The sequence below is a fragment of the Streptomyces viridosporus genome, from assembly GCF_002078235.1.
GTDB classification, from domain to species: Bacteria; Actinomycetota; Actinomycetes; order Streptomycetales; family Streptomycetaceae; genus Streptomyces; species Streptomyces viridosporus.
Genome location: NZ_MSGP01000155.1, coordinates 25,858 through 41,967 on the forward strand (window position 1 = coordinate 25,858; position 16,110 = coordinate 41,967).

Consider the following 16,110-nt stretch of genomic DNA (forward strand, 5'->3'; position numbering starts at 1 on the left):
CGGGCCGGGGGATGGACAATGTCCCGCCGGTCGGGAACCGTGCAGGAAGAAGACGCGACGCAGCAGCCGGCCGCCACCCCGACGGGGAACCGCAGCCGGGCCTACTCAAGACACGCAGGAGCAAGTGGTGATCGAAGAGACCCTCCTCGAGGCCGAGGAGAAAATGGAGAAGGCCGTCGTGGTCGCCAAGGAGGACTTCGCCGCGATTCGCACCGGTCGTGCGCACCCGGCGATGTTCAACAAGATCGTGGCCGACTACTACGGCGCGCTGACGCCGATCAACCAGCTGGCCTCGTTCTCCGTGCCCGAGCCGCGCATGGCCGTGGTGACGCCGTTCGACAAGAGCGCGCTGCGCAACATCGAGCAGGCGATCCGCGACTCCGACCTGGGCGTCAATCCGAGCAACGACGGCAACATCATCCGGGTGGTGTTCCCCGAGCTGACCGAGGAGCGCCGCCGCGAGTTCATCAAGGTCGCCAAGGCCAAGGGTGAGGACGCCAAGGTCTCCATCCGCGCCGTGCGCCGCAAGGCCAAGGACGCCATCGACAAGCTGATCAAGGACGGCGAGGTCGGCGAGGACGAGGGCCGTCGTGCGGAGAAGGAGCTCGACGACACCACCGCGAAGTACGTCGCCCAGGTGGACGAGCTCCTGAAGCACAAGGAAGCGGAGCTTCTCGAGGTCTGATGAACGACTCTTCCTGGGGGACGCCGCAGACCGGGTACTGGGGGCCGTCCGACCACGGACCCGGCCGGGGAGCTGCCCCGGCGGGTCCCGCGTACGATGCGCACTACGCACAGCAGACTCGCCCCATGCCCATCGTGCCCGACGTACCCGAACACGGCGGAGACCAGGATGCGGACCCGGGGGCCGCTCGGTTGAGCGGTCCTCCGTTCCGAGACGAGCCGACGCGGGCCCGCCCCCACCCGGGGGAGGCGCCGCAGAATCCGGAGCCCATGCCCGACGCCCCGCAGCCGGCGCGTGCCCCGCAGAAGAAGAGCGCGGGGCGCGACCTGGGCGCCGCGATAGGCGTCGGCGTCGGACTCGGCGCGGTGATCGTCGCGTCGCTGTTCGTCGTCAAGGCCGTCTTCGTCGGCGTGGTCACCGTCGCGGTCGTGGTGGGCCTGTGGGAGCTGACCACGCGGCTGAAGGAGTGCAAGGGCATCAGGGCGCCCCTGGTGCCGCTCGCGCTCGGTGGCGCGGCCATGGTCGTCTCCGGGTACGCCCGGGGAGCCGAGGGCGCGTGGGTCGCCATGGCGCTCACCGCGCTGGCGGTGCTGGTGTGGCGTATGACGGCGCCTCCCGAGAACTACCTCAGGGACGTCACGGCGGGTCTGTTCGCGGCGTTCTACGTGCCGTTCCTGGCGACCTTCGTCGCGATGATGCTGACGGCGGACGACGGGCCCTGGCGCGTGCTGACGTTCCTGCTGCTGACGGTCGTGAGCGACACGGGCGCGTACGCGGTCGGCTGGCGTTTCGGCACGCACAAGCTCGCCCCGCGGATCAGCCCCGGCAAGACCCGCGAGGGGCTGCTGGGCGCGATCGCCTTCTCGATGGCGGCGGGCGCGCTGTGCATGCAGTTCCTGATCGACGACGGCAGGTGGTGGCAGGGTCTGCTGCTCGGTCTCGCGGTCGCGGTCAGCGCCACGCTCGGTGACCTGGGCGAGTCCATGATCAAGCGGGACCTGGGCATCAAGGACATGGGCACGCTGCTGCCCGGCCACGGCGGCATCATGGACCGGCTGGACTCCCTGCTGCCGACGGCACCGGTGGTGTGGCTGCTCCTCGTCCTCTTCGTCGGGTCGGGCTGACCCGTTCCCCGGCCGTACCCGTGGTGAGAAGGGCCCGTCCCGGTGGGACGGGCCCTTCCGCGTGCCGGCGCCGGCCCGTGCGCCGGAGTTATTCGGCGGGGTGTGTCCGCGGTACGGGGGCCGGAGCGTCGAACGGAGTGGACCCCTCGTCGGCACGAGGGGACTCCGGTGGAGCGGGCCGGGCGCGACGGCCGTCCGCCGACACGCCGTCGGCCGGGGTACGGACGGGGGAACGGCGCAGCGCCACCATGGCGATGTCGTCCACGATCCGGGCGCCCGCGTACCGCCGCAGATCGGCGTGGAGGGCGGCCAGCAGCGCCTCCGGTTCCTTGTCCGCCCAGCGCCGTACCCGCTCGGCGAGCGGGTAGAAGGTCCCCGACGTGTCGCGGGCCTCGGTCACCCCGTCGGTGTACAGCAGCAGCGTGGCCCCGGGCGGGATGTCGGCCGCGTCCACGACGAGTTCGTCGGCGCTCAGGTCTCCCAGACCCATCGGTGGGGCCGGAACGGTCGGTTCGAGGGCCGTGACCGTGCCCCCGTGCAGCAGCAGCGGGGCCGGGTGGCCCAGGTTCACCAGACGGACGCGGCCGTCGTCGGACAGGTCGACCGCCACCCCGGTGACGAACGACTCGGCCGCGAGTTGACCGGCCGGGCGGACCCCCGGGTCCGTCGCGGCGGACTGCTCCTGGACCTCCTCGCGGAACGCCGCCTCGATCTCGCCGACCATCTCGTCCAGCGGGAGACCGTGCCGCGTCGACCGCCGGAAGCTGTTCAGCACACAGCTGACCATCTCCAGCGAGGCCAGCCCCTTGCCCTGGACGTCCCCGACCAGCACCCGGGTGCTGCGCCCGCACCGGGCGACACCGTAGAGGTCACCGCCGACGGCGGCCTCCTCGTCCGCCGCCAGGTACAGCGAGGCCACGTCGAAGGGGCCGGACCGGCGCGGCAGCGGGTGGAGCAGCACCCGTTGGGTGACCTCGGCCACCCAGCGGGACGCGGCCAGCCGGCGCTCCCCGCGCACCCGGATCGCGCTGGCCGCCACGGAGGCCGCGCCGATCAGCACCGTGCTGCCGAACTGGACCGGGAAGTTGACGGTGTCCAGGTGCTGGTTCACCGCGGAGGCCGCGACCGAGCACGGGAGGGTCACGGCGAGCACCACCAGGACGCAGCGGGGGGCGCAGAAGATCGCGGCGAAGGCCGGACCCGCGACCATCAGGGGGCTCAGGCGCACATGCGGTCCGGTCACCACGTCCACCAGCAGCAGGAGCAGCGGCAGGAGGCAGAAGGCCATCACCCGGACCGCGGGGCGACGCCAGATATCGGAAGCGGCCAGCCTGTCGACGACAGTCCGCACTCCGACCACCTCCAGCGCCGGCACTCCCGCGCGCCTCAGCGCGTTCCTCACGCTCGGGGAGCGGACCACGGGCTCCGCTCCACCGGGGCGTTTTGCCCCTTGTTCCAGCAATTATGAATGATGCCCGCGGGTGTCTTCCTGCGGTGTGCGGGACGGGGAGCACGGCCGGGCCGGGGAGCGGCAGCGGACCGGTCCGGCGCGGAGATGATCACCGTGCACGTCCGCGACACCGGTAAGGCCGTGCCTGAGCCCGGAGGACCGGCAGCGGCCGGGCACGAACAAACCCCTCACCAGCGCGTTCAGCGTCGGCAGGGGGCTCGGTCGGGGCCGTCGGGCCCGATGTGGCGGGCGCGGTGGCGCAGGCCGGTGCCGTGCCGGTCGGCGACTGCTTCACGGGCGAGTTCGCGGCTCGCTCGCAGGGCCCGGCGGATGTCGGCGGCGAGCCAGGATTCACCGGGGGTGTGGCCGTGGCCGGTGTAGGTCCAGTGGGCGAGGGGCAGGGGGGGTCGCCTCCTCGTCGTCGGGGTCGGGCAGGCCGAGGGCGGTGCGTTGCCGGGCGGCGCGCAGCACGTCGTAGCCGGTCATCCGCAGCTCCACGAACCCGGGCCCGGTCTCCACCACGGTCACCGAGTGCGCGCCCCAGGCGTGCCGCGGCGGCTCCGAGGAGGCGATCACGTCGGCGGCTCCAGCCCGGCCGACCGCCGCAGGGTGACCCGCAGACCGGTCGAGGTGGGCCACACCCCGGAGGATGCGCGCGTCGACGTCGGTCCTCGATCAGGCGATGGCGATCCGTGCCATGCCCCACAAAATGATCAGGTCGAGCGCCATCACACTGATCGACCACAGAGGGTAGTAAGGGATGAACATGAACTGGGTCACCAGACTGATCGCGGCGGTCGTCACGCCGGCCGCACGGCCCCAGCTCATCGCCCGCAGCACTCCCACCCCGACAACGACCAGCGCAACACCTACGACGAGATGGATCCAGCCCCAACTGGTGAGGTCGAACCGGTACTCGTAGTACCGCGGCACGCCAAAGAGACGATCCTTGGCAATGCCGGCGATGCCCTGAAGGACGCTCAGCACTCCGCTGAGGAGGAGCAGCACACCGAAGTACCTCATCGGTCCGACCGGCCGGCCGTCGTTTCGGGCGCCTCTGGTCTCCTGCCGTGCTCCATGAGGCATGTCCACCATTACCTGTTGCCCCTTCGTCTTGGTGCGGTCGTCACCGCACCTCACAGCGCGGCGGAAAGCGAGCGCATCCGTCACGGTCACAGCGTCACCCGGAAGTGGTCGCGCGGCGACCGCACCGAGGCATACGGGTCTGCTCCGGATGTCAGGGGCCCACTGGTGTCCGACATCAACGTCTGGCACCGACAGCGACGACCGGAGCCGAACCGGGACGGACCCCGGCGGCCAGGACACCAGCGCACATCGGAGGGTCTTCTCGGTGGGAGCGGCCCCGTGATCGACCTGACGAGGACGAGGCCATGGGTTCGATCCCCGTCGGCCTCACCAGCGCAGGCCCCGGACCGGATGGGCCGGACGTCCTGCCGCGGGTTCGGACGACGCGGCAGCCGGAGACGGCTGCCGCCGTCAGCGCACCAGGGTGTACAGCCCGACCGCCAGAAGGACGACTCCCGCGATCCCGCATTGGATCCGCAGGGTGGTGAGGCTCAGCCAGGGCGTTCCGTACCGTGTCCGCCGCGTGACCACCACGTCCGCCCAATCCCACACCCACACGTCGACACCGCGGTAGCCGCATGCCACCGCCAGGAAAGCGCTGCCCGCGAGCAGCGCGAGCACTCCACGAAAGACCAACGCCGCTCCCTTGCCCAACCCCATGACCGGTGTCACATCGCACCATGCCGCAAGCCTCGGGCGTGACCGGCCCGGGCCGTCCCTGGGCCGTCCGGCGCCGCTCAGTGATGACTGGTGGCGACTGCCGACGACAGGCGTCGTGAGCGACAGCCGCAGGTCACCCGATTGGATCTGCGACACTGGTACCACCATGCCCAAGCCCGGAGAACTCACTTTCGTCGCGCCGCGCGGAGCCAAGAAGCCGCCGCGGCACCTTGCCGACCTCACGCCCGCCGAGCGCAAGGAGGCGGTCGCAGCGGCCGGTGAGAAGCCGTTCCGTGCCAAGCAGCTCTCGCAGCACTACTTCGCGCGGTACGCGCACGACCCGGAGCAGTGGACCGACATCCCGGCCGGCTCCCGGGCCCGGCTGCGGGAGGCGCTGCTTCCCGAGCTGATGACGGTCGTCCGGCACCTGTCGACCGACCAGGGCACCACCCGCAAGACGCTGTGGAAGCTGTTCGACGGCACGCTCGTCGAGTCCGTGCTGATGCGCTACCCGGACCGGGTGACGATGTGCATCAGCTCCCAGGCGGGCTGCGGCATGAACTGCCCGTTCTGCGCCACCGGGCAGGCCGGACTCGACCGGAACCTGTCCACCGCGGAGATCGTGCACCAGATCGTGGACGGCATGCGCGCCCTGAGGGACGGCGAGGTGCCGGGAGGGCCGACGCGGCTGAGCAACATCGTGTTCATGGGCATGGGTGAGCCGCTCGCCAACTACAACCGGGTCGTGGGGGCCATCCGCCGCCTCACCGATCCCGAGCCGGACGGGCTGGGGCTGTCGCAGCGCGGGATCACGGTGTCCACGGTCGGCCTCGTCCCGGCCATCCACCGGTTCTCCGACGAGGGCTTCAAGTGCCGCCTCGCCATCTCGCTGCACGCCCCCGACGACGAGCTGCGCGACACCCTCGTCCCCGTGAACACGCGGTGGAAGGTGCGCGAGGTGCTCGACGCCGGGTTCGCCTACGCGGCCAAGTCCGGGCGGCGGCTGTCCATCGAGTACGCGCTCATCCGGGACATCAACGACCAGGCCTGGCGCGGCGACCGGCTCGGCCGGCTGCTCAAGGGCCGGCCCGTGCACGTCAACCTCATCCCGCTCAACCCGACGCCCGGCTCCCGGTGGACCGCCTCCCGGCCCGAGGACGAGAAGGCGTTCGTGGAGGCGATCGCCGCCCACGGCGTGCCGGTGACGATCCGGGACACCCGCGGCCAGGAGATCGACGGGGCCTGTGGTCAGCTCGCCGCGAGCGAGCGGTAGCCTGGCCGGCGTCAGCACAACTTCATAGTCGAGAATCAGACAAGCACATCTTCATATTCCGACAGGGGAGCGCCACAGCGCTGAGAGTGCGGCACCGGCCGCAGACCCTCCGAACCTGGCCCAGGTCATTCTGGGTAGGGAGATCGGTCACCACTCGAGCTGTTGCACCCTGCCCGGGACACCTGTGAGGGGTCCCGGGCAGGGCCGCGTCTCTTCCTGGTCACCCAGGAGGAATCCAGTGAGCATCACCAAGAAGGTCACGATCCTGGCCGTCGGGCTGGGCCTGGTCACCGTGTCCGCCTGCGGCTCGTCCGGTGGCGACGACCGGAGCGGCGGCGGGTCGAAGACCGTGACCCTCGTCAGCCACAACTCGTGGGCCGCGTCCGAGGAGGTCGTCGCCGCCTTCGAGAAGGAGTCCGGCTACAAGCTCAAGGTCCTCGAGGACGGCGACGCCGGACAGGCCGTGAACAAGGCGATCCTGACCAAGGACAACCCCCAGGGCGACGTCTTCTTCGGCGTCGACAACACCCTGCTGTCCCGCGCCCTCGACAACGGGCTGTTCCAGTCGTACGAGGTGAAGGACGCCGACTCCATCCTCCCCGAGTACCGCGTCGACGGGGGCGAGCACCGGGTCACGCCCGTCGACACCGGCGACGTCTGCGTCAACTACGACAAGGAGTGGTTCGCCGAGCGGAAGCTGACCCCGCCGCGGACCTTCGACGACCTGACCGAGCCCGAGTACAAGAACCTCCTCGTCGTCGAGAACGCCTCCACCTCCTCGCCCGGCCTCGGCTTCCTGCTCGGCACCGTCGCCGAGTACGGGGACGACGGCTGGACGGACTACTGGAAGAAGCTCAAGGCCAACGGCGTGAAGGTGGCCGACGGCTGGGAGCAGGCCTACAACGAGGAGTTCACCGGCTCCGCCGGCGGCAAGAAGGCCAAGGCCGACCGGCCGCTGGTGGTGTCCTACGCCTCCTCGCCGCCCGCCGAGGTGATCTACGCCGACCCGAGGCCGGACACCGCACCCACCGGTGTGGCCGAGGGCACCTGCTTCCGCCAGGTCGAGTACGCGGGGCTGCTGAGCAACGCGAAGAACCCCGAGGGCGGCAAGGCGCTGCTCGACTTCCTGGTCGGCAAGCGGTTCCAGGAGGACATGCCGCTCAACATGTTCGTCTACCCGGTGCGCGAGGACGCCCGGGTGCCCGCGGAGTTCACGGAGTTCGGACCGCAGGCGAAGGACCCCCGGACCATGGCCCCGGCGAAGATCGCCGACCACCGTGACCAGTGGGTCAAGTCGTGGACCTCGCTCGTACTGAAGTGAGCGGGACCGCGCCGGTGAGCCGCACCGCGGCCGGGTGGCGGGGGAACGCGGCGCGGCTCGGTCTCATGGCCGTGCCCGTCGCGTTCTTCGCCGTCTTCTTCGCCTACCCCGTCGCCGCGATCGTCGCGCGCGGGCTGAAGGCCGAGGGGACCTGGCAGCTCGGCCGGATCGGGGAGGTCCTGGCGCAGTCCGACGTCCGGCAGGTCCTGTGGTTCACCACCTGGCAGGCGCTGGCCTCCACCGCCCTCACCCTGCTGATCGCCCTGCCCGGCGCCTACGTCTTCGCCCGCTTCGAGTTCCCCGGCAAGCAGGTGCTGCGGGCCGTGGTCACCGTCCCGTTCGTGCTGCCGACGGTGGTCGTCGGGACGGCGTTCATGGCGCTGGTGGGACGCGGCGGGCTCCTCGACGAGCTGTGGGGCCTGCGGCTGGACACCACCGTGTGGGCGATCCTGCTCGCGCACGTCTTCTTCAACTACGCCGTGGTCGTCCGGACCGTGGGGGGACTGTGGGCACAGCTCGACCCCCGGCAGGAGGAGGCCGCGCGGGTGCTCGGCGCCTCGCGGTTCGCGGCCTGGCGGACCGTCACCCTGCCCGCGCTCGCGCCGGCCGTGGCCGCCGCCGCGCTGATGGTCTTCCTGTTCACCTTCACCTCCTTCGGTGTGGTGCAGATCCTCGGCGGGCCCACCTTCTCCACCCTCGAGGTGGAGATCTACCGCCAGACCTCCGAGATCTTCGACCTGTCCACCGCCGCCGTCCTGACGATGATCCAGTTCGTCGCCGTGGGCGCGATCCTCGCCCTGCACGCCTGGACGGTGCGGCGGCGGGAGACCGCGCTGCGGCTGGTGGACGCCTCGGTGACCGCGCGCCGGCCGCGCGGCGCCGGGCAGTGGGCGCTGCTCGGCGGGGTCGTGGCCACCGTCGGCGTGCTGCTCCTGCTGCCGCTCGCCGTACTGGTGGAACGGTCCTTCGCGGGCGCCGGACTCGGCTACTACCGGGCGCTGACCCGCGGGGACGGGGGAGTGTTCCTCGTGCCGCCGATCGAGGCGGTCGGCAACTCGCTGCAGTACGCGGTGGCCGCCACCGCCATCGCCGTGGTGATCGGCGGCCTCGCCTCCGTCGCGCTCACCCGGCGGGACGCGGGGCGGCTGGTGCGCGGGTTCGACGCGCTGCTGATGCTGCCGCTCGGGGTGTCCGCGGTGACCGTCGGCTTCGGGTTCCTGATCGCCCTCGACGAGCCGCCGCTGGATCTGCGGGCCTCCTGGATCCTGGTGCCGCTCGCGCAGGCACTGGTCGGCGTCCCGTTCGTGGTCCGGACGATGCTGCCCGTGCTGCGGGCCGTGGACGTACGGCTGCGGGAGGCGGCGGCCGTGCTCGGGGCGTCGCCGTGGCGGGCGTGGCGGGAGGTGGACCTGCCGATGGTGCGGCGGGCGCTGCTGATCGCCGCCGGGTTCGCCTTCGCGGTGTCGCTGGGCGAGTTCGGGGCGACGGTGTTCATCGCGCGGCCCGAGAACCCGACGCTGCCGGTGGCCGTGGCCCGGCTGCTGGGGCGGCCCGGCGACCTCAACTACGGCCAGGCGATGGCCCTGTCGACGATTCTGATGATCGTGTGCGCGGTGGCGCTGCTGGTGCTGGAGCGGCTGCGGACCGACCGGACCGGGGAGTTCTAGATGCTGTTGAGCCTTCGGGCCGCGACCGTCCGCTTCGGCGGACGGCCCGTGCTGGACGCCGTCGACCTGGAGGTCGCCGAGCACGAGATCGTGTGCGTGCTCGGACCCAGCGGCAGCGGCAAGTCGACGCTGCTGCGGGCGGTGGCCGGGCTGCAGCCCCTCGACTCCGGGCGGGTCGTGCTCGACGGCCGGGACCGGACGGACGTGCCCGCGCACCGGCGCGGGGTCGGGCTGATGTTCCAGGACCACCAGCTGTTCCCGCAGCGGGACGTCGGCGGCAACGTGGCCTTCGGGCTGCGGACGCGTGGGGCGTCACGGAGCGAACAGGCCGAGCGGGTGGGGGAGTTGCTGGAGCTCGTCGGGTTGCCCGGAGCGGCCGGGCGGGCCGTCGCCGCGTTGTCCGGCGGGGAGCAGCAGCGCGTGGCGCTGGCCCGCGCCCTTGCGCCCAGCCCCCGGTTGCTGATGCTCGACGAGCCGCTCGGACAGCTGGACCGCTCGCTCAGGGAGCGGCTGGTCGTCGAACTGCGTGAGCTGTTCGGCCGGCTGGGCACCACCGTGCTCGCCGTGACCCACGACCAGGGGGAGGCGTTCGCGCTGGCCGACCGGGTGGTGGTGATGCGGGACGGACGGATCGCCCAGTCCGGTACGCCCCTCCAGGTGTGGCAGCGGCCGGCCGACGCCTTCGTGGCCCGCTTCCTCGGTTTCGAGAACGTGGTCGAGGCGACGGTGGGTGACGCGGTCGCCGTGACCCCCTGGGGCAAGGTCCCCGCGCCCCGGGACGCCCCGCAGGGAACGCGGACGCTCCTCGTCCGGCCCGCCGGTGTCCGCCTGGTCCCGGCCGACACGGGCCTGCGCTGCACCGTGGCCGCGCGGACCTTCCGGGGCACCCATGTCGCCGTCCGCCTCCAGCCCGAGGACGCGCCCGGGCTGGAGGCGGCCTGCGCGCTCAGGTCGGCGCCGGAGGTCGGGGACGAGGTCGGGGTGGAGTTCGACGCCGACGAGATCGCCGTGCTCGGATGAGGGGTCCCTCCCGGGACGAGCGGCACGAAGCCCCTCGCGCCTGACCGCCACCGCGACGGCATCGCCCCCGGGCGGCCGGTCGGGGGCCGTGGTGACCTCGGGCGCCGCTCCGGACGGCACCGCGCCCGCCACCTCGGACCGGTCGCCCGGGTGAACCGCCGGGGGGCGGCCCGTTCCCGCAGCACGATGGCCCGCCCCCCTCGGGGACGGGCCATCGCATCGCGTCCGTGAGACGTCAGTTCTCGCTCTTCGCCCCTCGGCGGCGCATGCCGAGGAAGACCGCGCCGCCGCCGACCGCGACCAGCGCGGCCGCGATGCCGACGATCAGACCGGTGTGGGAGTTGGCACCGGTTTCGGCGAGGTTCGACTCACCGGCCGGGGAGGGCACGTTGTTCGTCGTGTCCGCCGGAGCGGTGCTGCCGCTCTCCGAGGCCGACGGGGTCGGCGAGCCGGCCTCCTCGGCCGGGGACGAGGCGGCGTCCGACGGGGTCGGCGCGGGCTCCGAAGCCGGGGGCTTCTCCTCGTCCTTCTTGCACGCCGTGGCCGGGGTGACCAGGTTCGGCTTGATGTCCTCGTCCACGTAGGGCACGGCCTTGACGTGGATGCGGTACTCGGCGTTCGGCTCCCAGTCCTCCTCGAAGGTGATGGTGGTGCCCTTGCGGGAGCCCTTGACCACCTGCTCGCCGACCTTCTTCACGTCGGCGCCGTTGTTCTCGAGGAACACGCTGACGGTGGCGGGGATGCCGGCCGGGTCCACGTCGGTGACGGTGATGACGCCCTTGTCACCCACGCACTCGGCCTTGGCCGAGAACTCGTTGATGTTGCATGCCGCCGCGCTGCCGGCGGCGCTGAGCGCGAGCGCGGCCGATGCGGAGACGACACCGAGGACGCGTACGCTGCGCGCGACGGTGCGGCGGGATACGGACAGAACTGCCACGTTTGTCCTTTGCGGGAGATGCGCAAATGCGGGGGGTTGAGGGAGTGCTGACGAAGCATCACCACTCCCGGGAAGCTCCCAGGTCTATAAGCGCCGCGTAAGGAGTGTCAACGCATATGCCCGCAGCAGGCTCCGGTTTTGCCTTCTTATTAAGCAACCGGATGTTTCAACGCCGTCAGGGCGGTCCTCGCCCCCGGCGGGGGAGGGTGGGACCCGTCCGTACCCGCCCCTGCCGGGCCCGCCCGTCCCTCACCCCTCCACGGCGGCCGGGTCCATCCACACGACCTCCCAGGTGTGGCCGTCGAGGTCGTCGAAGGCGCGGCCGTACATGAAGCCGTGGTCCTGGGTCTCGCCGGTGACCGAGCCGCCCGCCGCGACGGCCTTCTCCACCAGCTCGTCGACCTTCTCGCGGCTCTCGGCGCTCAGGGCCAGCAGCACTTCGCTGCTCTTCGTGGCGTCCACGATCTCCTTCTTCGTGAACTCCGCGTACTTCTGACGGGTGAGCAGCATCGCGAAGATCGTGTCACTGATCACGACCGACGCGGCGGTCTCGTCGCTGAACTGCGGGTTGATCGAGTAGCCGAGCTCCGTGAAGAACTTCTTCGACGCGTCGAGGTCGTTGACGGCCAGGTTCACGAAGATCATCTGCTGGTACATGGCGGGGTCTCTCCCATCGGTTCCGTGGTGTTCGAGGGGTGGACCCCGGGGCGGCGCGGAACTCATCGGTCCGCGGAGAACCCGTTCGAGGAACTGTCCGTACGGGCCTCAGCGGGCCAGCGGCCACGCCGACAGCTCGGCCACGGCCAGGGTCAGCGGCCCGAACAGCGCCAGCAGGGCGACGGCGCGGAGCGCGGCGGCCTTGCGCAGCATGGTGAGGGGTGCCCCGAGGCGCAGCAGCGCGGCCGTGGTGTCGGCGCGGGCGTGCTTGGCCTCGACGGCGGCCGTCAGCAGGGTCGCCGTCGTGCAGCCGGCCACCAGCAGCACCCCGAGCGTGGTGAGCGGACCGACCGACGGCCCGTCGGACTCGTTCAGCGAGGCCATGGCGCCGACGGCCGACAGCACCGCGCAGACCACCCCCAGCGGGCGGCCGATGCGGGCGGCCTCCGTCATCAGGATCCGCCCGGCCAGCAGGCGCAGGGCACCCGGCCGGACCGCCTGGAGCAGCAGCCCGCACAGATGGGTGAGACCGGGGCCGGCCAGGGCGAGGCCGACGGCGGTCAGGGCCAGCCCGACCAGCGCGCCGGGCCGGTCGACGGGTGCGCCGTCGGAGCCCGTACGGCTCGCGAAGGCCTCCACGGCCAGTCCCACGGCCAGCACGGAGATGCCCCAGGGGAGACCGGACAGCACCGAGCGGGCAGGGGCGGGCGGGGCACCGGTGCCCCCTGGGACCGCCTCGGCGGCGTCCGGGGCCGCTTCGGGCACTCCGGGGACCGCTTCGGGAACGCCGGAGACCGCCCCGGGGGTGTCGGGGACGGCTCCCCGCTTCTCCTCCTGCGGTGCGCGGGCCGTCCGCCGCCCGCGCGCCGCCGCTCCCAGCTGCCTGCCGAACCGTCCGTACGCCCCGAAGGTCTCCGGCCCCGCCGGGCGCCGGGCCGCGCCGAACCGTCCGTACGCCCGCGCGATGCGGGACGCGTCCGGCGCCGGTTCGCGCGGACGCAGCGTCACCGCCACGGCCGCCGACGCGCTCAGCGGCACCAGGGCCAGCAGCGTCAGGGTCGCCGGGAACGGCAGCGGCCGGTCCGCGGCGAGGAAGTCCGTCGCGGCACCGCCGGAGGGCACGCCGGTGAGGCCGCCGCGCAGGAACAGGAAGACCAGCAGGGCGAGCAGCGAACCCAGCGCACAGGACAGGGCCGTGGTCGTCGCGGAGATCGCCATCAGACGGGCCGGGCCCAGGCCCACCGCCGACAGTCCGGGCCGGGGCCGGGTGCCCGGGTCGGTGCGGGCCACCGCGACCGCGAGGTGCACGGTGGCCGCCATCGGGGCTGCGCACCAGGCCAGCCGGAGCACCGAGGCGGACGGCGCGCCGGAGTGGCCCAGCGCGTGGCCGAGGGCGCACAGGAGCAGGAAGCCCGTGCCCGCCGACGCGGCCGCGACCAGCAGACGGCGCACCTGGACGGCGGGGTGGGCGCTTCGGGTCAGACGGAGAGCGAGCACGCCGCCCGGCCTTCCGCCTCGGCGCTCCCGGGGACCGGGGGCAGGTGCACGGTGCGCACGCGCCGTCCGTCGAGCAGCGACACCGTGCGGTCGGCGACGGCCGCGGTGTCCGGGGCGGCGGTCGCGAGGACCACGGTGATGCCGTGCGAACGGGCCGCCGCGGTGAGCGTGCGCAGCACGTGCCGGTGGTCGGCACGGTGCAGCGGGGCGGTCGGTTCGTCGGCGAACACCACCGAGGGCGCCGGGGCGAGGGCGCGGGCGATGCACACCCGCTGCCGCTCCGCCTGCACCAGTTCGTCCGGGCGCCTGCGGGCCTTGTCGCCGATGTCGAGGCGTTCCAGCCACTCCATGGCGGCCGTCTTGGCCCGGCGCCGTCCGGTGCCGCGCATCATCAGGGGCAGGGCGGCGTTCTCCCAGACGTTCAGTTCGGGGATGAGCGCCGGGTCGGAGTCGATCCAGCCGAAGCGCTCCCGGCGCAGCCGCTCCCGGGCTACGGGGCCCATGGTGTGCACGGGCACGCTGTTGAACCAGACCTCGCCGCTGCGGACGGGCACCAGCCCCGACAGGCAGCGCAGCAGTGTCGTTTTTCCGCTGCCTCGCGGGCCGCTGACGGCGAGGATCTCGCCCTCCCGGACACCGAGCGAGACCCCGCTCAGTCCGGGTGAGCCGTCGTCGTGCCGGAAGTGCAGGGCACGGGTCCAGAGCACGTCGTTGTCCGGTGGGGCCACCATGGCGTACACCTCGGTTCGGATCGGAAATGCCGTGCGTGGTTCGGGCTTGGTCCCCCGTCCGGGGGAACGAAGGCAGGGCCGATCGGTCACAGGAACGCTAGGCAGGCCACGGCGACGGGCCGGACAGCACGCGGCCCCGGGCCGCCGTTTCTCACTCGAACGGGCGGCACCGGGGCCGTGGATGATCATCCCAACGGAAGATCACAGCCGTCGGCGGCTCACAGCTTCGTCCACGCCTCCGACAGCGTCGCGCGCAGGATCTGCTCGATCTCGTCGAAGGTCCCCTGGTCGGAGATCAGCGGCGGGGCGAGCTGGACGACCGGGTCGCCGCGGTCGTCGGCACGGCAGTACAGGCCGTTCTCGAACAGCTTCTTCGACAGGAAGCCGTACAGGACCCGCTCGGTCTCCTCCGCGTCGAAGGACTCCTTGGTGTCCTTGTCCTTGACCAGTTCGATGCCGTAGAAGAAGCCGTTGCCGCGGACGTCGCCGACGATCGGCAGGTCGTGCAGCTTCTCCAGGGTGGCGCGGAAGGCGCCCTCGTTGTCCAGCACGTGCCGGTTCAGGCCCTCGCGCTCGAACAGGTCGAGGTTGGCGAGACCCACCGCGGCCGACACCGGGTGGCCGCCGAAGGTGTAGCCGTGCAGGAAGGTGTTGTCGCCCCGGTAGAACGGCTCGGCGAGCCGGTCGGAGACGATGCACGCGCCTATGGGGGAGTAGCCCGAGGTCATGCCCTTGGCGCAGGTGATCATGTCCGGGACGTAGCCGAACTTGTCGCAGGCGAACGTCGTGCCGAGCCGGCCGAAGGCGCAGATGACCTCGTCGGAGACGAGCAGCACGTCGTACTGGTCGCAGATCTCGCGCACCCGCTGGAAGTAGCCGGGCGGGGGCGGGAAGCAGCCGCCGGCGTTCTGCACCGGCTCCAGGAAGACCGCGGCGACCGTGTCGGGGCCCTCGAAGAGGATCTGCTGCTCGATCTGGTCGGCGGCCCAGCGGCCGAACGCCTCGGGGTCGTCCCCGTGGATCGGCGCCCGGTAGATGTTGGTGTTGGGCACCTTGTGCGCGCCCGGGACGAGGGGCTCGAACGGGGCCTTCAGGCCCGGCAGTCCGGTGATGGACAGGGCGCCCTGGGGGGTGCCGTGGTAGGCGACCGCGCGGGAGATGACCTTGTACTTGGTCGGCTTGCCCACCAGCTTGAAGTACTGCTTGGCGAGCTTCCAGGCGGTCTCCACCGCCTCGCCGCCGCCGGTGGTGAAGAAGACCTTGTTGAGGTCGCCCGGCGCCTCGTGCGCGAGCCGCTCCGCGAGCTCCACGGCCTTGGGGTGGGCGTAGGACCACACCGGGAAGAAGGCCAGTTCCTGCGCCTGCTTGGAGGCGGTCTCGGCGAGCTCCGTACGGCCGTGACCCGCCTGCACCACGAACAGGCCGGCGAGACCGTCGAGGTAGCGCTTGCCCTTGTCGTCGTAGATGTGGGTGCCCTCGCCCCGGACGATGGTGGGGACGGGGGAGTTCTCGTACGAGGACATGCGGGTGAAGTGCATCCACAAGTGGTCGTACGCGGACTTGCTGAGGTCGTTGGGGCTGTCGCTGCTCACGGTTATCGGGTTCCCCACATGTAGGTCTGCTTCTTGAGCTTGAGGTAGACGAAACTCTCGGTGGAGCGCACGCCGGGCACGGCCCGGATGCGTCTGTTGATGACCTCCAGAAGGTGGTCGTCGTCCTCGCAGACGATCTCGACCATCAGGTCGAAGGAGCCCGCGGTCATCACCACGTACTCGCACTCGTCCATGGCGCTCAGCGCGTCGGCCGCGGACTCCACGTCGCCCTCGACGTTGACCCCGACCATCGCCTGGCGCCTGAAGCCCACGGTGAGCGGATCCGTGACGGCGACGATCTGCATCACGCCCTGCTCCAGCAGCTTCTGGACGCGCTGGCGCACGGCCGCCTCCGACAGGCCCACGGCCTTGCCGATGGCGGCGTACGGACGGCGGCCGTCCTCCTGGAG

The 16,110-nt window shown here is 71.8% G+C and carries 15 protein-coding genes, 2 pseudogenes and 1 riboswitch; of the genes and pseudogenes, 6 read left to right on the forward strand and 11 right to left on the reverse strand.

From position 1 onward, the window contains the following. Positions 1-127: 127 nt before the first annotated feature. Together frr and B7L92_RS12110 are read left to right on the forward strand one after the other, a co-directional pair. The gene (frr, locus tag B7L92_RS12105; protein WP_004982880.1) at positions 128-685 is read left to right on the forward strand and encodes a ribosome recycling factor; all 558 of its coding nucleotides are present in this window, start codon (positions 128-130) and stop codon (positions 683-685) included. Then, positions 685-1,809, forward strand: a complete 1,125-nt coding sequence (locus B7L92_RS12110; RefSeq protein ID WP_081237431.1) for a phosphatidate cytidylyltransferase — start codon at positions 685-687, stop codon at positions 1,807-1,809. Before frr ends, B7L92_RS12110 begins: the two co-directional genes overlap by 1 nt. A gap of 88 nt (positions 1,810-1,897) precedes the next feature. Here B7L92_RS12110 and B7L92_RS12115 read toward each other — a convergent pair whose 3' ends face one another. The 5 genes and pseudogenes from B7L92_RS12115 to B7L92_RS12125 form a co-directional block, all read right to left on the reverse strand. Next, entirely contained in the window at positions 1,898-3,160 is a 1,263-nt protein-coding gene (locus B7L92_RS12115; protein WP_255310892.1) for a PP2C family protein-serine/threonine phosphatase, read from the reverse strand. A 299-nt stretch (positions 3,161-3,459) separates the two neighbouring features. Beyond that, positions 3,460-3,724 (reverse strand): annotated as a pseudogene (locus B7L92_RS39385) (hypothetical protein); the annotation flags it as partial. Continuing rightward, positions 3,713-3,891 (reverse strand): annotated as a pseudogene (locus B7L92_RS41365) (plasmid transfer protein); the annotation flags it as partial. The pseudogenes B7L92_RS41365 and B7L92_RS39385, both read right to left, overlap by 12 nt. Positions 3,892-3,934: 43 nt before the next feature. Next, the gene (locus B7L92_RS12120) at positions 3,935-4,267 is read right to left on the reverse strand and encodes a DUF7144 family membrane protein (protein WP_255310893.1); all 333 of its coding nucleotides are present in this window, start codon (positions 4,265-4,267) and stop codon (positions 3,935-3,937) included. A gap of 489 nt (positions 4,268-4,756) precedes the next feature. After that, complete coding sequence (locus tag B7L92_RS12125) at positions 4,757-4,981, reverse strand: hypothetical protein (protein WP_255310894.1); 225 nt, start codon at positions 4,979-4,981, stop codon at positions 4,757-4,759. Positions 4,982-5,171: 190 nt separating this feature from the next. On the opposite strand from B7L92_RS12125, the gene rlmN reads away from it, so the two are divergent. The 4 genes from rlmN (at position 5,172) to B7L92_RS12145 (ending at position 10,286) form a co-directional block, all read left to right on the forward strand. After that, entirely contained in the window at positions 5,172-6,278 is a 1,107-nt protein-coding gene (gene rlmN, locus B7L92_RS12130; protein WP_081237434.1) for a dual-specificity RNA methyltransferase RlmN, read from the forward strand. Positions 6,279-6,331: 53 nt separating this feature from the next. Then, positions 6,332-6,437: riboswitch (TPP riboswitch) on the forward strand. A gap of 79 nt (positions 6,438-6,516) precedes the next feature. After that, complete coding sequence (locus tag B7L92_RS12135) at positions 6,517-7,599, forward strand: thiamine ABC transporter substrate-binding protein (RefSeq protein ID WP_081237435.1); 1,083 nt, start codon at positions 6,517-6,519, stop codon at positions 7,597-7,599. After that, positions 7,575-9,266, forward strand: a complete 1,692-nt coding sequence (locus tag B7L92_RS12140) for an ABC transporter permease (RefSeq protein WP_438363985.1) — start codon at positions 7,575-7,577, stop codon at positions 9,264-9,266. Before B7L92_RS12135 ends, B7L92_RS12140 begins: the two co-directional genes overlap by 25 nt. Continuing rightward, positions 9,267-10,286 (forward strand): ABC transporter ATP-binding protein, encoded by a 1,020-nt coding sequence (locus B7L92_RS12145; protein WP_081237437.1) that lies wholly within the window; start codon positions 9,267-9,269, stop codon positions 10,284-10,286. Positions 10,287-10,521: 235 nt separating this feature from the next. Here B7L92_RS12145 and B7L92_RS12150 read toward each other — a convergent pair whose 3' ends face one another. The 6 genes from B7L92_RS12150 to B7L92_RS12175 all read right to left on the reverse strand — a co-directional run. Next, complete coding sequence (locus B7L92_RS12150; RefSeq protein ID WP_081237438.1) at positions 10,522-11,223, reverse strand: LAETG motif-containing sortase-dependent surface protein; 702 nt, start codon at positions 11,221-11,223, stop codon at positions 10,522-10,524. A gap of 249 nt (positions 11,224-11,472) precedes the next feature. Next, positions 11,473-11,880 carry a VOC family protein gene (locus B7L92_RS12155; protein ID WP_081237439.1) on the reverse strand — a complete coding sequence of 136 codons (408 nt, stop codon included), beginning with the start codon at positions 11,878-11,880 and terminating at the stop codon, positions 11,473-11,475. A 108-nt stretch (positions 11,881-11,988) separates the two neighbouring features. Beyond that, positions 11,989-13,377, reverse strand: a complete 1,389-nt coding sequence (locus tag B7L92_RS12160) for a hypothetical protein (RefSeq protein WP_081237440.1) — start codon at positions 13,375-13,377, stop codon at positions 11,989-11,991. Then, positions 13,359-14,108: an ABC transporter ATP-binding protein gene (locus B7L92_RS12165; protein WP_081237441.1), complete on the reverse strand. Its 750-nt coding sequence runs from the start codon at positions 14,106-14,108 to the stop codon at positions 13,359-13,361. The genes B7L92_RS12160 and B7L92_RS12165 overlap by 19 nt, the downstream gene beginning before the upstream one ends. A gap of 218 nt (positions 14,109-14,326) precedes the next feature. Continuing rightward, complete coding sequence (locus B7L92_RS12170; RefSeq protein ID WP_004982858.1) at positions 14,327-15,700, reverse strand: aspartate aminotransferase family protein; 1,374 nt, start codon at positions 15,698-15,700, stop codon at positions 14,327-14,329. Positions 15,701-15,702: 2 nt separating this feature from the next. Continuing rightward, on the reverse strand, positions 15,703-16,110 hold a 408-nt coding region (locus B7L92_RS12175; RefSeq protein WP_081237442.1), incomplete at its 5' end, for an Lrp/AsnC family transcriptional regulator.

Excerpts from the sequence above, each read along its gene's own strand:
- B7L92_RS12165 (WP_081237441.1), bottom strand. The coding sequence starts at position 14,108 with ATGGTGGCCCCACCGGACAACGACGTGCTCTGGACCCGTGCCCTGCAC.
- rlmN (WP_081237434.1), top strand. The coding sequence starts at position 5,172 with ATGCCCAAGCCCGGAGAACTCACTTTCGTCGCGCCGCGCGGAGCCAAG.
- B7L92_RS12145 (WP_081237437.1), top strand. The coding sequence starts at position 9,267 with ATGCTGTTGAGCCTTCGGGCCGCGACCGTCCGCTTCGGCGGACGGCCC.
- B7L92_RS12155 (WP_081237439.1), bottom strand. The coding sequence starts at position 11,880 with ATGTACCAGCAGATGATCTTCGTGAACCTGGCCGTCAACGACCTCGAC.
- B7L92_RS12110 (WP_081237431.1), top strand. The coding sequence starts at position 685 with ATGAACGACTCTTCCTGGGGGACGCCGCAGACCGGGTACTGGGGGCCG.